Source organism: Prevotella sp. SGI.167, assembly GCF_050313615.1.
Taxonomy (GTDB): domain Bacteria; phylum Bacteroidota; class Bacteroidia; order Bacteroidales; family Bacteroidaceae; genus Prevotella.
Genome location: NZ_JBNPLT010000029.1, coordinates 13690 through 29758 on the forward strand (window position 1 = coordinate 13690; position 16069 = coordinate 29758).

Annotated in this window: 11 protein-coding genes; all 11 read right to left on the minus strand. The window is 37.3% G+C overall.

Annotation, left to right across the window (positions count from 1 at the left end):
- Positions 1-3 precede the first annotated feature (3 nt).
- Positions 4-1638 (minus strand): hypothetical protein, encoded by a 1635-nt coding sequence (locus ACQRBJ_RS12765; RefSeq protein ID WP_445303832.1) that lies wholly within the window; start codon positions 1636-1638, stop codon positions 4-6.
- Positions 1639-1641: 3 nt separating this feature from the next.
- Positions 1642-2415 carry a hypothetical protein gene (locus ACQRBJ_RS12770; protein WP_445303833.1) on the minus strand — a complete coding sequence of 258 codons (774 nt, stop codon included), beginning with the start codon at positions 2413-2415 and terminating at the stop codon, positions 1642-1644.
- A gap of 19 nt (positions 2416-2434) precedes the next feature.
- Positions 2435-3670, minus strand: a complete 1236-nt coding sequence (locus ACQRBJ_RS12775; RefSeq protein ID WP_445303834.1) for a hypothetical protein — start codon at positions 3668-3670, stop codon at positions 2435-2437.
- A 2-nt stretch (positions 3671-3672) separates the two neighbouring features.
- Positions 3673-7053: a hypothetical protein gene (locus ACQRBJ_RS12780; RefSeq protein WP_445303835.1), complete on the minus strand. Its 3381-nt coding sequence runs from the start codon at positions 7051-7053 to the stop codon at positions 3673-3675.
- A gap of 12 nt (positions 7054-7065) precedes the next feature.
- A complete protein-coding gene (locus ACQRBJ_RS12785) occupies positions 7066-8496 on the minus strand; it encodes a hypothetical protein (protein ID WP_445303836.1) in 1431 nt (476 codons plus the stop codon).
- Positions 8497-8504: 8 nt separating this feature from the next.
- Positions 8505-8999: a hypothetical protein gene (locus ACQRBJ_RS12790; protein ID WP_445303837.1), complete on the minus strand. Its 495-nt coding sequence runs from the start codon at positions 8997-8999 to the stop codon at positions 8505-8507.
- Positions 9000-9009: 10 nt separating this feature from the next.
- Positions 9010-10248 carry a hypothetical protein gene (locus ACQRBJ_RS12795; RefSeq protein ID WP_445303838.1) on the minus strand — a complete coding sequence of 413 codons (1239 nt, stop codon included), beginning with the start codon at positions 10246-10248 and terminating at the stop codon, positions 9010-9012.
- A gap of 686 nt (positions 10249-10934) precedes the next feature.
- Positions 10935-12119 (minus strand): AAA family ATPase, encoded by a 1185-nt coding sequence (locus tag ACQRBJ_RS12800; protein WP_445303839.1) that lies wholly within the window; start codon positions 12117-12119, stop codon positions 10935-10937.
- 450 nt (positions 12120-12569) lie between these two features.
- The gene (locus ACQRBJ_RS12805; RefSeq protein ID WP_445303840.1) at positions 12570-13148 is read right to left on the minus strand and encodes a UpxY family transcription antiterminator; all 579 of its coding nucleotides are present in this window, start codon (positions 13146-13148) and stop codon (positions 12570-12572) included.
- A 12-nt stretch (positions 13149-13160) separates the two neighbouring features.
- Entirely contained in the window at positions 13161-13907 is a 747-nt protein-coding gene (locus ACQRBJ_RS12810; protein WP_445303841.1) for a LytR/AlgR family response regulator transcription factor, read from the minus strand.
- Positions 13908-13921: 14 nt separating this feature from the next.
- The gene (locus ACQRBJ_RS12815) at positions 13922-15874 is read right to left on the minus strand and encodes a histidine kinase (RefSeq protein ID WP_445303842.1); all 1953 of its coding nucleotides are present in this window, start codon (positions 15872-15874) and stop codon (positions 13922-13924) included.
- Positions 15875-16069: the final 195 nt, after the last annotated feature.

Genomic DNA, 16069 nt, shown 5'->3' on the forward strand with positions numbered 1-16069 from the left:
CCACTATTTTGTGATTCTCTTTTGTTTCCCTTGCTCATACCACTGTCCTTTAGAGTTACTATCAGGATTTTTAGCAGACAAAAATTTTTCTACTGTTGTAGTTGCATTTTTCTTTTTTCTCTTAAAGACATTAGATATTTTAGACAAAATTCCTCCTCTTACTGTAGATTCAGAAACACTTTCATTTATTATACTAGAAGTTGTCTTACTACTAGCATTCGATATCCTATTCTTTCTAATAGCTTCAGCCAAATTATTGATAGCATTTATTTCTGCTTTAGCTGCATTATCTGATTGTTTTACTGCATTATTCAAAGTTTTTTCCATCCTACCGAGTTGCTTTGGCATAGATTGCATTTCATGTACTAATTCCACGACCAAATCAAGCTTTGCTAATTTATCCGTTAACGCCGTGCCTTGCTGTAAAGCCAATTTTTCCATTTCATTCTGCTGCTTCACGTAAGTTTGTTTTAGTCCCAATAAACCTTGCTCAGTATTTGTCTGCAACGAAGCTAAAGCTTTCTGCAATGTATCATCAACTGATACTACTGACGATTTTATTGCATCCTGACGAAGTGCTATTTCATTCATCTGTTTTTTATAGAAATCTGCAATAATCTCAAGACTTTCGGTCTCTTTTAAATGAGAATCCAATTGTTTGGTCAACTTGCGAACCTCAGATAAATACTTGGTAGAATTATCCATATATTGCGCAAAATCTTCGAGATTTTTTGAAGAAGAATCCAACGCTTTTAGAATCTTCACATTCGCTGTAGCCATTTGGGACATATCTAGTTTCTCTATTCTTCTCAGTATCTCTAACTGTTGTCCATAAGTCTCTCCCACTTTGGAAAGTTTTTCATCTAATTTTACTATGGTATTCCCAAAACTTGCATTAAACTTGGTCAAATTACGTTCCAACAATGTCAATGTAGAAACTGTATTGCTAGAAAGAACTGGTAACAATTCGGTTTGAATCCACGTATAAAATTTGTTCTTATTTGCCTCGATAACAACATTACATTTTCTTGATTTCCAAGAAATAAACGTGGTAGTAAGCACACCGACAAGACTAGCAACCATTGCACAAGCCACTTCAGACATCAAGGAATCAACGACCTGCTGTATATCTCCAAAGCCTGTAGTTAAACCAATAGCACCTAACCCTACAATAATACCAAGCATCGTTCCAACCAATCCTAGATATAATGGCATAGGTGTAACCGATTCAATCTCAGCCTCAACAGCTTCACAATTTCGCTCCACGATATCTTTTATAAGGTTAAAGTCGCTAACGGCTCCTTTATTTTTTATTAGGTATGTATTGATTGATTTTTCTATTTCTTTCGCTACTTCATTCTCATTATTAATGATTACAACTTGAATTTCTTCTTCATTTGACAAAGAATTCACACAATATGCTCCTAGCTTTTCTTTGATTTCCTCCCAAGTTACAGCCTTAATATTTTGCTTAGGAACATAGATGGTATGCGTTTCAAACTTATTCTCATTTGCCTTTGATGATGAATTAAAAACATTTTTTAAAATAGCTATTTTTAACTTAGCGTCTTTACCCAAAGATATCTGTATAAATATCAATATGGCAACAATGATTAAAATTAAAGAAAGTTCTATCATAAGTTATAAAATTTTTATTTTGGCTGGTTCCATGACTATCCAGTTGTTGTTATTTTTCACTGCAGTTCCTGCTTCTACTATTTCAAACTTAGTAGGATTTGGGGCGACTTCTACAATTTGACATGCAAGCAAAGAAATACTTCTGTTGTTTATATACATTGGGGTTGCAGTATTGTTTAAAACATAAAATTTACATACCTGTTCATTCAACACCTCTAATCTAAACAAAGAATATTTGGTTTCCTTTGGAGAAATCTTACGCAAAATAGTACCAGTTGCATCAGGTTCTGCATAAAGATAGGATTCTTTGGCTTGTTCTTTTTTTTCGTTAGTCTTACTAGGGATTTTATTGACTATTTTTGTATTCTGTTCAAACGAAAGAGTCTTAATCGTATTTTGTAAATCTTCTATCGAACTAGCGAAAAACTCATTGGTCTCTATTAATTCTTCCTTTTCGTTTGAAAGAACTTCTTTAGCTTGTTCACACTGTTCCAAGGCCTCATTTAAAGCTTTCTTTTCTTTCTGTAAGGTTATGATCATATTTTGAAGCCTTTCAGGTTCATTATGGACTTGATATTCTGTTTCATCAACAACATTCTTTTTATTTTTGTTATGCCGTCTATCATAATTCTCCACAATCCCTCTCAGAGCAATATCAACTAATAGTCTATCAAGCACCCTACATATTTGTTTCGCTTTTTTATTTTCTAAAAGTCGAAACAAAATCAGAAGAACCAAAAGAATGCACAAAATATAAAACAAGACGACAACTAACATTATATATTCCCTTTAGCTTTTATGCATTAACCAATTTAATTTGTGCCTTGCTCTTTACTAACCACGAATTTCCTTGTTTTTCAGCTATTCCTGGCTTCACAACAATAATCTTCTGAAGACCAGCAGAAGATTCTATTTCGCAAGCTGGCACTAAATGCATTTGGCGACCCTCGATTATAGCTTTAGCTGTATCGTTATCAAATTCTTTCAAAGAAAACTCTGCCTGTTCAGCTTTACTATCTTTCAAATTCAACACATAAAAAGCATTGCGTGAATCACTCTGAGAGACTTTGAAGGAACCGTCATTTTGAAGTTGTCCATAAAGGCAATAATCGTTTTGTTTTTTTACACCATTTTCTGCAGTTTGTTCATTTTCACCATGAGAAGACACAGTGTTGGCAAACTGTTTTTGCATAGATTTTCCAACAATATGATTTTCAATACTCTTTTGGTGTTTATTAATCTCAGAGAAAATCATATCTCTAATTTGCTTTTCTGTTAATCCTCCCTTCGCATTATTCTCAGTATTACCATAATTTTCTTTCACTTTGCCAGACAAGTTGAAAATAGCGTCTTTATTATTACTAATTTCCCTTTCTAACTCTTTCTTTATCCTATGAATTTCCCTTTCATTTTTAGAACTCTTAGATTTTGCAAGTAAATAGATTATGCAAACTACACATAGGATAACCGCAAATCCGATAATTTCCAATATTATCAACAAATCCAACGAATTATTTTCCTCATTTTTTTCCTTTCCACTCGCATCTAAATTAGAATCATCCATTTCTTTCTCCAAATTTTGTAACGCATAATCAAATTTGGTAAGTTGTTCATTGATGATTTTATCAAAACCTTCTTTAACATCGATGTTTATTGCCTTTTGCTCTTTAAAAACAACATCAACATAAGCACCTAAGCCTTTCTGAACCGTATTCAAAGCCAAAGGGACTATATTGGACGTAGTATCTTGCTCATAACATATCTGAGCTTTATTCACAATTTGATTAGCCTTTTCCAATAAGCTATCATTGGAAGCAAGTAGTTCTTTTTTAACTATCGTATCTTTCTTTTGTTGTAGAATTTTATATTGTTCTGCCTTTCTAATATCGACTAATTTACTTTTTAACAAAGTAATGTTATTTTGTAAAATTTTACATTTACCGGCAATTTCTTGCTTAGTAGGGGATGCTCCCTGTGCAGAGGCACAGAGAGCAAAAAACATCATCGTTATTAATAATAGAGACTTTTTCATTTTTACAACATTTTAGGAGCAAGCTCATTCAACAACTGGGTAATCGGATAGAAGAACAAGGTGTTCTCGATAGGAGACGGTGCATTTAACTTATGATAGAAATTAAGTGCATTTCTTGTTCTGTTAACAGTATTAGACGTAAATTCACGTTTATACTTGCTTAAATTAGCATAAGACATAACGCCAAATGCATCATTCAAATTCATGTCCTCAGCCAACTCATAGAATTTTTCAGTAAAGTCTGCTACTGCATCCTTTACGCTTTCAAAATCAGCATCGGTCAAATTGCTATATAGTTCTGTTCCTACAAAACGAGCATCTTTCGTACCTAACAAGGTTGCTGACATATGACGTATCTTTATAGGAGTAGGAATTGCCTCTAAAGACAATCCACCTTTAGAAGTTGCCTCCTTAGGATGCAGGGAGTCTGTTACGACTTTGATTCCATGATCTGGATACTTTGCACCCATTACTTTTTCAAACATTTTCTTAGTATATTCTGAAAGCATAGCTTCACCAACTGCAGTATCTACTCCAAGAATATTTAATAGCTTAGAACCATTTCCACTAAAAGCAATATATTCAGGCACGCGAATATTGTCGTTTCCTTTATTTATTTTGGCCTTTATAAATATTGCCATATGATAAATTATTGCAGCATAGAAGATGAGCATCAGAGTTTTTGCCCCTTCTTCTTTTTGCAACATTTTCATAAAGTCCACATTATTTTGGCAACCTTTCAAAACCACATCGCTATTCTCTTTCAAGGTAAAAAGCAAAGAAATATAATCTGCAGATATTTTAGAACGCTCCACAGCTGATAAAACATTTGTTACCACAGCTAATCCATTTGCATTCAAAGCTTGTTCCATCAGCGGCTTGAATTTCTTCACAAACCCATTTGTATCTGCACCAGCTATTTTTAAAGCATCACCAAAAAGAGAATTTGCCGCAAAACGGAAAGAGGTTATAAATGCAGGTTCTGCATTATTATCTACAATAAAAGCATCAGACGTTCCACCTCCAATATCTATCGTCAACACATTCACACCAGCTCCAAATTTACCATGATAATAAGTATAAGGAGCAATAGACTCTGGAATAGAAGCCAATAATGTATTTGCGTTTGGACCGATATAATCAGAATATAGTTGATTCCAAATGCCAGAAATAATACCCAATTGATTCATAGACATACTCGTAGGATAGAACCAAACAATTCGAGTATTTGGCAGATTTCCACCCTCCATAAGTACCTTATTGCGAATAAGCATTATGATACTTGCTAAATAACACTTAACCATTTGGTGAGGTGAACTCCATTTCAAGTCTGATTCCAAGCTATTAAACTTATTGTTTACAACAGAACCATAATAGAAAGGCATATTGCCAGTAATATAAGGCCAGAATGGCAGATTCCAATTTGTCGCTGTCTTATAAGATAACAAAGTACGCATTGGGAACTTGATATCCACACCTAATTTATATGGAATCTGATTATTTCTTATAGATGGTAATATGTTAGTATTCTTTAGAGCATCAACATTGAGACAAGACATTTGAATATGCCCATTAGTTATGTCTAAAGCTTTACTAGGTCCAGCATCTACCTTATACTCAACATGTGTGTTTGTTGTTCCAAAATCAACTGCAAACTCATAAGTACTTCCTCCTGCGCTTCCACGCCATTTTGGAACGATTATTGCATCATATCCATTAATATTTAAAGTAATGAACTCGAAATTATCTTCAACAACATACATCGGCTGATTAGGTGCCAAGATTTCTTCACGCTCTCCAGCACTGTTCATATTCCGATCCATTTTTATCGTAGGCTGTACTGTAGAATTATCCTCCCTCACACAGGAGAGTTCCATCTGATAATCATCTTCCAAAGTCAACAAAGTAAGACGATAATCAGGCTTTGTTCCTTGTGGAAACTTCACACAAGGGAACATCGTCATTGTAAAACTCATCTGAATGATGGCACCATCTTTAGGGTTCATCATATCTCCATCAGCAGCTTGGATTATATAATTACGTTCATAAGTAACAATACCTGCTTTCACAGGAATATCCAAGGATACTTTGACGCGCATACCTACTCCATCAGAATTATGGCACTCCATTCTCAATGCCTTTTTCAACTCATTTATCGTAAAGTAGTTGAAATAAGTTTGCTTTATTGGCAGCAAGAAACTGTGAGAAAAACCTGAATCATCGTTCATATTACCATAGAAGAAATCAGAAGAAACACACTCGCTATCCATTTCCACAATATTTTTCTCCAAGAAATCGTCCATCGTAAGATAAGGCCAAGCAGTATTGTCCTGTGGCAAAGTTCTGGCATCTATACTGCGATTATCACCAACAGGAACTTGAATATCAGAATTCCAAGTTGATGTTGTATATCGCCATGCTCTAGAAAATGCGCTACATGGCAATGCCAAAGGCACCTTTGCTAATGGTCTAGAGGTTTTCAACGTGAAATCACTTACCGCTCCAATATCTACAGGTCGCAATTTTCCCAATGGATACCCCAATATTTCTACTGGCACTCCAGACTTATAATCTAGCTCATCATAGTTTGCTGAGATTTGAGTTCCCTGAGCTACAGCATTAACATATTGTTGCAACTCATACGACAATTCACCAAAGCTTTTGTTCAGATACTCATCTACCTCCTTAAATTTCAATGCAAAATTAGGAATTGAAGCTCGCAAATCATACATATACTTAATGAAATTAGCATCTCTCTCAGAAAGTCTTACGAAGACATCAGGATCTAGAGCCTTGTGGGTGCCAAATTTTATATAGTTAGAAACGCAAGAGTTATCATTTGCAGATGTAAAGAACAATGTTGCTGGAGAAGTCGCACCAATTATGTTAAACTGCTTTGGAGAGTCAGGGCCAACGTATCTCAACATAAAAATACTCTGCAGCTCTCCAAAGTTATAAGTTGCAGCATCTTGGTCTAAGAACAAATCCAAAGTTCTTCCAAATAAACGTTCTTGAGGACTTGAACTATTTTTCAACGTCTGCACATTTGCTTTATCCCATTTTATCATATCCAACAACTTGGCGTTCTTCAACGTATCGTAGTTAAAGAACATTTGAGCAACGTCCAATGCATGCGAAACCATCTTATGGTGGATGGTTTTTCCAGCTAGGCCCTTTGTGTTGACAAAAGCGAAAGCAGCTTTTACCAAGTCCATTCTTGCAAAAGGACTAGGAATTGATGTTATTTCCTTACTTGCCGTAGCTCCTGCAGGATCCTTTATTGATTCAGGGTCATCCCCATATACCTTATTATTATATTTAGAAGAAATTCCCCAACCCTTAATATTATCTCTTCCTTGATGATATCTAAATACTTTACTCATAGCTTTTAAGTATTAAAGTTTTATCTTTTCATTTACCAATTTACTCATAGCAGCATTCATATGGGCTACAAATCTACCCAATGTTTTTGACTGCGCCCTTGACACCTTTCCTTTATCCACAGAATTATTCAATCTATCATTTACCAAATCCCAATTAGACTTGGTACTCAACACTTTTTTGGTATCAACATTCTTTACAAACCCAAAAACATTATCATTGGGCACATTAAGATTAAAAGGTTCGAAAGAACGATCATTATTTTTCATTTCTTCCAGCCATGACAAATAATAATCTACAAACAACTGCAAATCATTATAATCCATATTGCCCAAAAACTTTTGCTTGTAGTTTGGTTCGCCTTGTATAATCCATTTCTGGTCATCAGAGCTTTCCAATTTATTCTGTATATACTGGCAAAACAGAGTAAACTCTGCCATTGGTCGAGCTATCGCCAAATAATCCACACCCTCCAAATCTGTCAAAGTGATTCCTCTGGTATCATTTTTAATACCATACTCTTTATAAATAGTATTACCTTCCAATGAACTAGCATTTTTAGCAAAATCGATAACCGCTAAAGCAGATGCTAGCTCTATAAAATGTGCTTTGTTTTTTTGATTGGCACCCCCAGCTACATTTTCATATGACTGATGAGCAGGATCGCCAATATAATATAGAGCATCTATATTATTTAAGTTGTTGTCATAATAAGCTAAAGCAGACTTTGTTTTTGCCATAAAGGTATCAGAATCTGGGTCAGTTTTTTTACCAGGGGTCAAGCCAAAATAAGGCAATACCGATATAGCACCTATCTTACTATCCATGATTGCTTGTGCAGATGGAATGTGCAAGTTAGGATCTATATGACGAAGGTTCTTTAACAAAAGCGGAAAACCACTAGCACCAGTTCCACCAAAAATAGAACTTATAATAAATATGTTGTCTCCTTCATTAAAGTCATTTGCAAAAGTTGTAAATTGAGGAGACTGCGCAAACTGATTGAGTACAACGCTACCAATATTCGGGTTTCCTGTGAAACCTACCGTCATGTCTGAGTTCAGATTTTCATCAGAAAATAACATATTTACCAATGCTTGATTTTCCTCAGAAAATGAAGAAAACATCATATAGTTATTAAACTTTTGATTAGTTTGCCCACCTAAAGGCAAAACATAATCTCCTGACGGAAAATTCAACTTTTCCAAAGATGTTTGAAAGAAAGTTGCATTAGGATCATTGTAGTCTATATTACCATGAAATTTTCGATAAAGATCCATTATGTTTACAGTATCTGTTTTATTACCACCTGCAGCATCAGGATCTATAATAATAGGTACAATTTTATCTACAGGAACATTCACACCACTTGCCATCAACATAGTCAGTGCCTTTAGTACACGAGAACCAGTTCCTCCAATTGCAAAAACATATAATTTACTCATAGCTGTATTTATTTTCTAAAAGGTGAGAATTTTGCATTACCATTATAAAAAGTAAGGGGTATACAACATACCATAAAGAAGATACTTCCAACGAAAAGATTAGACAAGCCAAAACCTAGGTAATTATTAATACCTGTTTCATCCGTCAAAGCTTGACCATCATAATCGTCGCCCAAAATAAGAGCACAAGCTTCTTCATCATCACTCACAGACAGCACTCTTGAATATCCCATGCCTACTCCTACACCAAAGTTTAAAAGCATAGATATCAAAAGCATAACGATCCAAGATTTCCATGACTTAAAGCTTGGATTATTGATAGGCCATATATAGAAAGCTACAGCTATCAATAAAGATACTACCAACGTAACTATACCAACAACATAAAGGCTATCAGCAAATAACAGTTCATCATTGTCAGAAATGATTTCTCTTACAGTGTCCCACATCACATCATTGTAGAAATTATGGAACCAAGAATAAATTGTTTCAAAAAACGCCATAGTTATACGATTATTTTATTAATATTTTAAAATTAGCAATATTGGTTTCATAAGCATCATAAATACCGTCAACATATGATTTTAAGCCAAATGTACGATTAGTTTTTCGAATATTCCCATTCAAAAAATCAATACCTTTTTCATCTGTATCTGCAACTACCCAACCAGGAATCTTTGGGTGTTTCAAGACAATTTCTAGCAAGGTATTCTTTTTCACATTTCCTTTATTTTTTACAATTCGGATTTCATGGGTATATTTACTATCTTGTTTCTTACATTTTCTTACCTTTTCTATAACATAGTCAGAATTCTTAGGCAAATCATAATTTGCCACATTCATCAAATAAGCATCATCCAACGGAAGAGTTCTAAAATCTACTTTTACCCAAAAAGAAAATATTCCTTTTACCTCCTTTGGCTCTTCTATATGCTTTCCTCTAGCCTGATTACATTTAGCTGATGGGCAATAATATGGGAGGCCTTCAATTGTATTCATCGCTACAATAATATTCTTTCCAGCTCTGCTCTCCACATCTTTACCAAGCAAATTTCTCACTTCTCTGAGCTTGTTTGCATCTCCAAATATCCACATATAATAAGGACGTTGAGTGTTAGTCAAGTATGTATGAGGTTTCACCTTATTATAATAGAAACCTGTAAAAGAAGACATCAACCTATATACAACAACTCCAAAATTAGAATCTTTTCCCAACTTTCTTTTTAAGGCTGTTTGAATGGTTGTCTTTTGTTGTCCCAAGCGTTTCTCGATATCAGGGTCATTTTGGGGATCAAAAACACAATCAGATACAAAAACAGAAATGCCCATCGAATCAGTCTTCTGAATAATTTTCTCTAACAATTCTGCTATATTAGAACTCTCTCTATTACCACCCCATTTTTGAAATACTCCTACAGACATGCCATTTGAAAAATCATAATCACTTAAAATTGTCCGTATAATTGTATCTGCATTGATAAAGAATTTATCAACAGGTTCTTTTCCACCCAAAAGTTTCACCACATTAAACAAATCTGTTTTGAATTCAGTATTTCCATGAACATAACCATCCATACTACCTGAATTTTCAACATATAAATCAACTTTACTAACCTCACATTTGTGAGATACCAAGTATTGCTTTTCTATTTTATGTATTTTAGCTAGTTTTTGGCAATTAGGGTTATGTTCACTACAAGAAGTACAAAATCCAAGAAATCCTAATAACACTAAATATATTGTTGTTTTCATTTTAATTAATTAAATACAGTTATAAACGTCAATATAGTATACCAATCGCTTTCAATCTCATTAAAGCGACTTTGTTAATAATTTTTTAAAATTCAGTATTGACTAAAGCACATATTCTACCGACACCCCAAAAGTGTTCTTCTTGGAGGAGACGCAAGAGGTAAGTCTTGTGTAAAGAAGGCTAAAGCCTCCTCTTTGGAGTGTCACATTAGACAATGTGCTCATAATTATACTTAAAAGTTACATGATATTACAAGAATACCATTTACTTTTTGTTTATGAGTACAAAATTAACAAAAAAAGTCGAAAACTACAAATGGGATTTTGACGGAAAAGGTATAAGATGCAAGCGCATCAGTATATGTGGTAGTAAATTAGGCCTATCTGCTATATTTTATTGGTATCTTAAAAAGAGATTCTGAATTTACACTTACGAAACCTTAGCTTAGTATACGCACGTATAAATCTTTTTTCTCAAAAAAAGTCTCAAAGTATCATTCTTAGGCCAAAATACGGACTTATATCTTTAATGCACAGAGCGTTAACGGAATGAGACTTCTCTAAAAATGGAGGGAGAAGTATCATGAAACAGCGAGAAGTATCATCAAAATCCGGCCATGCTAAGCATTTTATAGCCAATTCGTGGTTCACAATTGCAGAAAAAACCACGAATTGGCTTCAAAAAATCATCCTTCCTTGATAATCCAGTCGCTGATAGTTCGCTGGGTACTATCGTAATTGGCAGCAAGAAGCTTCTCCATTCCAATCTTCACCTCCTGGTTAGGATAACCCAACTTATAACTCTTGGTGAACGGCTTGTATTGCTTGATGGTGAGATAACCACTCTGATAAAGCAATGGCAAGGCAGAGGTCATCTGTTCTGGTGACACATCGAAATCGTCCACACTCACGCTCTTCTGCTCGATATCAGTCACGTTAACATGATATTTCTGCAAACTCTTGATGAGAAAGCTTGGCGTACCTGAACCAAACCAATAGGCATCAATCTTCTGACCAGACAACGCTCTTATCAGGCTGAACGGATTGAACACATCCTCAGAATGCTCGCTGAAATGATAACCATCATAATATTGGCGCAATTCATCCAGGCATTCCTCATAAGATACACCTAAGGACTCACCCAAAGCCTCTACATCAGGCTTCAGAGATGTGACAAGCTCGTCCTTACTGATGCCACAAATAGCAGAGTACTGGTCAAGCATGCTGATATTGTCGAGGTTATTCAACTCGCTGAAGATACTGAGCTGGGAGAACTTGGTAATGCCCGTAATGAAGCAGAACTCAAGATATGGGTCGAGCATTTTCAAAGGACTGTAGAAATTCTGCATGATACGACGCAACTGACTAAGATTATCCTTCTCATGCACAACATCCAGCAATGGGGCATCATATTCATCTATAATAACAACCACTTTTTCACCCGTCTGCTCGCAAGCCTTCTTTACCAGGTTTTTCAATCTGAGATTGGCATCTTCCTGATGCGACTTGTACCCCCAGATTATTTCCTTCTCTTCAAGCATATCAGCCAGATATCTTTCCAGTCGCTCTCCATCAAAGTGCTTGGCACCGCTCATATCGAAATGCAGTACAGGATGCTTCACCCAATCCTTCTCATAATCAGCAATGGCCAATCCTTCGAAAAGTTCCTTTCTCCCCTCGAAATAGGCTTGCAAAGTAGAGGCAAAAAGCGATTTTCCAAACCGCCGAGGGCGACTTAGAAAGATATACTTCATTCCTTTCTTCCTGAAATCTGCGATGTATTTCGTCTTATCCACATAGAGGTATCCTTCCTCACGAATCACGTCGAAAGTCTGTATCCCCACAGGATATTTATTCACTATTTCTGCCATAATCTTACCCACTTTACGTTTTGCGCTGCTAAATTACAAAGAAAATCTGAATATACCAAGTTTTCACTCTTTTTTTCTGCTACATTCACTATGCGATTAAAGACATGTATATAGAAGAGTTGATAAAATTCTGCCCACAGTCAGGAAAGTCAACGTGAATTATAAATAAGTTTTAACAGAGTCAACTCGTCTTACAAATAAAACTAAAATCGTTAAACCACAGAGACTTTGAGACTTTTTTTCGAGAAAAAACTTTTTCACGTAAGTGAAAAGGCTTATCTTTTAGATGAGGGGCGGATTGACCTGTAGCAAACTATATTTGAATGCTTCTGCCCCTAATTTACCAACCAGTCTAGTACATAAATGCAGTGCGCTGCAAATTTTATTCGTTTTTATATGTTTTTTGCAGCGCGCTGCATTTTTACACTTCATATTTATTGGGTAAAGCCATCAAATTCTCTGAATAAAGGCACTGGGAATATAGGCTGTCGTGATCAGGCAGATGCCTGACAGCTCTACCACTACCCTCTGCTGGCCGGCAACTCTCGCTACCCTACCTTCAATTCCTGTAAATTCGCCTTCTATCACCTTTACCAGGTCACCGCTCCTGTAATGACACTGGTCAGGATTCACCAGCCGAATATGTTCATTATCAATACTCGTGAGACGGATGAAGTTCATCATCTCACGATAAGGAACCGTGAGCGGCGGATTCTTGCCCTGTTCGTCCTTCCTGAAATGATTATAATAATAGGTAAGGAAAGAAAGATCGGGGGTATTCTCAACCAGTTGCCTCACGCTTTCTGCCGTGGCATAAACGAAAAGCAACTGGGGAAGATAAGGCTCCAATACTCGCTTGCGTCTGCCATTGATGTATTTCAAGACATGATGCAGAGGGAGATAAACCTCTGCATCAGCATGACTGCTACTGTTGACGATATAATCGTAAGCTTTCTGTTGCCTGTTATATGTTGCCCTCAAAACAAACCATTGTTTTGAGGGATCGGGTGTATGTTTCAAGTATGACATAGGCTTTATGCTTTACAAACTATGAAAATGATCTATCAGCTTACGGCGATAGACGCGGCTCACCTTCACATAATCTATCGCATCAAACGGAGGATAGAAATGGCAGACATTATCTACCACCTCTATCAGATAATCCATATTGATGATGAACTTCTGATTGATCTGCACAAACTGATCGCTCAAATCGAGCAGAGCCTCGCTCTTGAGATTACGCTTCAGACGGATGGTCTTCTTGCTTCCGGCAACCACCACCTCCCAACAGCGCTGCTCATGATTGTATTGGAAGAGTCCGATATCGCGCTTGTCTATCAGCTTGAAATCCAAAGTGTTGGTATAGAACAGGAACTTAGAACTCTGCTTGCGGAGATTGTTGTTCTCGTCCGGATGAAGCACAAAGACGTCTTCATGGGTTAGACGATGCATGATGGTTGCCAACTCTGCATCTTCGATAGGCTTGAGCAACACATCAAAAGCCTTCTTGCGGAATGCAGGCAAGATATATTCATCATACGCCGTATACATCACGACACGACATTTGCCGTGGGTCTGACTGCTCATCTTCTCCAGAAAATCAAGACCGGACAGGTCGGGCAACTGTACGTCGAGGAAGAGGACATCGGGCAGGACCTGACCGACTAGAGCCAATCCATCCATGCCATTGAGGGCAATGCCCCCAATCTCCACGTCATCGAAATCACCGAGACGCTCTGCCAAATCCTGGGCAGCTTGCTTATTATCATCAACTATTACTGCTAACATAATCTGACTATTTTTTAGTATTTTATATTTATAGGTATAAAGAAGGTACACTGACATCCCAAGATTTTTCCATCAGCATCTACCTTGTTATGCTTCTGGAAAATTATCTTGTTCTTATTGCGTTCGTTCACGATGGCAATGGTCTGGCGGATGATGTTGAGTCCGGTACGATGCTGAAGTGCCATTCTGGTAGCATCAAACCCAGGTCCATTGTCCTCTACCGTGATACGGACACCCTCTTTCTGTCCCTTTTGTACCTGTATCGTGAGGCGTTTCTCGCCTTCCCATCCCTTCAGGCCATGCACAAAGGCATTCTCTGCCAGAATCTGCACAAACATGGACGGTATCATCACCTTGTCCAGGTCGATGGTTTCGTCTATCTGGACGTCAAACTTGAAGCCATCTTCTATCAGTTTGCTCTCTACCTGCACATATTGTCTTACGAATTCCAGCTCCTTCCTGAGAGACGTCTGCATCTGGAGCGACATGTCCAGGTTGGCCCGAATCAGTTTGGTCAATTCCAGCAATTCGTTTGCCTCCTCCTTATCAGATTTCACTATCTTGTTGTTCAGGACATTGAAGACGAAATGAGGCGAGATACGGTTGCGGGCATTATTCAGCTTCAGGTTCATGATGTTGAGCTTAGCCGCCTCCTGCTTTCTGCGATAACGAACCACAAACAAGGCTGCAGAAAGAATCAGAACCAAGAGAATGCCCACAATCAGATAGATAAAACTTCTAGCCTGCTGGATCTCCACATTCTTATGTTCTATTGCTATGCGATGATGCAGCTGCAGGGTGTCCTGGGCAAAACGCTGCATGATATCAACGGAGCGCATATGGGTTCGATTGTGTGCCAGGGAATCCTGCATCAGGTCATCTGCCTTCATAATATGATAAGCCTGGCGATAGTCGCCCCTAGCCTCATAATATTCTACCAGATACTGATGACGAATCTGGCGCAACGAGAAGTCCATCTGGTCATCCGATTTCTCTACTGCCAGTATCCGGCTCACGGCACTCCAATCTTTTTTCTTTACTGCCAGTCCGATACGGATAGTATTGCAATAGTAGATGGCACTCTCATCGGCATTCTTACGCATGTAATTCTCGGCTTCATCCAGATACTTCTCTGATAAGTCCAACTGATTGAGATTCAGATAGACATCTGCCAGATTGAGCTTGCAGAGATACATACTGAAGGTTTCATGCTTATCGTGTTTTTCCAGCAGTTTCATCAACATCAGAAATTTCTTCAGAGAAGTATGGTAATCCTTGGTATAGTAATAATAATTACCATAATTGTTCAGGAAATAAGCCTGCAGGTTGAGCGAGAGATCAGAAAAATACTTCTCGGTCTGCTGATAACATTTCACGGTTGCCTCATAGTCTTCCAGCAGCAGATAGATGCGTCCCAGTCCCATATACAGGGATGCGGTCTGCTCCTTCGGCATTTGGAGAGAATCGGCTATGAACAGCGCCTTTCGATACCAAAGAGCAGCCTGGGGCAAGTTGTTGTCGAAGACATAGGCATCTCCCAGATTGGCACAGACATCCGGCATCAACTTTGGGGAATCGCTGTACCTGAGCAGTTCGTATGCCTTATGATAGAGCGTGATGACATCTTCTCTCTTCTTATGAAAGTTATGATAATTGCCTGCCTGACAATTGTAGGCATAAGCCAGGAGACTGTTTCGGCGAGGAGATTCCGGCTGATGCTCGGCAAAGGCTACGACCGGATTGATGTATAGGGGCATGGAATCCGGCGAAGAAGAAAGCACGAAGAACTTGCCCAGTCTGGACATATATTCATAATAGGTAAGACTATCCGGAGCCTTCTTCATTCCATCATCTATTTTCTGACGGACAAACCGGGGGTTAGCCTCCATCGAATCCTCAATGGAAAGCAAGCTGTTCGTATCGTCCCCGCTTCTGTCATGCTTTTCCTGCTGGCAAGCTATCAACATCCAAGAAACCAAAAACAACCATAATATATGTTTTACTCTCACCATTTAGTATTATCCAGTGTTAGTTTTTAAACTTTTTACAATTGCAAAAATACACATAATTCTTGATTTCACCAAGTTTTTTATGAATTTATGTCGCTGATATAGAATATTTTATTTACCTTTCTTACCATCAAAAGACAACATATACCTGCT

What these genes read in the sequence shown, in the direction of transcription:
- ACQRBJ_RS12790 (WP_445303837.1), bottom strand. Translation starts at nt 8,999, where the DNA reads ATGGCGTTTTTTGAAACAATTTATTCTTGGTTCCATAATTTCTACAAT.
- ACQRBJ_RS12775 (WP_445303834.1), bottom strand. Translation starts at nt 3,670, where the DNA reads ATGAAAAAGTCTCTATTATTAATAACGATGATGTTTTTTGCTCTCTGT.
- ACQRBJ_RS12800 (WP_445303839.1), bottom strand. Translation starts at nt 12,119, where the DNA reads ATGGCAGAAATAGTGAATAAATATCCTGTGGGGATACAGACTTTCGAC.
- ACQRBJ_RS12770 (WP_445303833.1), bottom strand. Translation starts at nt 2,415, where the DNA reads ATGTTAGTTGTCGTCTTGTTTTATATTTTGTGCATTCTTTTGGTTCTT.
- ACQRBJ_RS12795 (WP_445303838.1), bottom strand. Translation starts at nt 10,248, where the DNA reads ATGAAAACAACAATATATTTAGTGTTATTAGGATTTCTTGGATTTTGT.
- ACQRBJ_RS12785 (WP_445303836.1), bottom strand. Translation starts at nt 8,496, where the DNA reads ATGAGTAAATTATATGTTTTTGCAATTGGAGGAACTGGTTCTCGTGTA.
- ACQRBJ_RS12780 (WP_445303835.1), bottom strand. Translation starts at nt 7,053, where the DNA reads ATGAGTAAAGTATTTAGATATCATCAAGGAAGAGATAATATTAAGGGT.
- ACQRBJ_RS12765 (WP_445303832.1), bottom strand. Translation starts at nt 1,638, where the DNA reads ATGATAGAACTTTCTTTAATTTTAATCATTGTTGCCATATTGATATTT.
- ACQRBJ_RS12805 (WP_445303840.1), bottom strand. Translation starts at nt 13,148, where the DNA reads ATGTCATACTTGAAACATACACCCGATCCCTCAAAACAATGGTTTGTT.
- ACQRBJ_RS12815 (WP_445303842.1), bottom strand. Translation starts at nt 15,874, where the DNA reads ATGTTGATAGCTTGCCAGCAGGAAAAGCATGACAGAAGCGGGGACGAT.
- ACQRBJ_RS12810 (WP_445303841.1), bottom strand. Translation starts at nt 13,907, where the DNA reads ATGTTAGCAGTAATAGTTGATGATAATAAGCAAGCTGCCCAGGATTTG.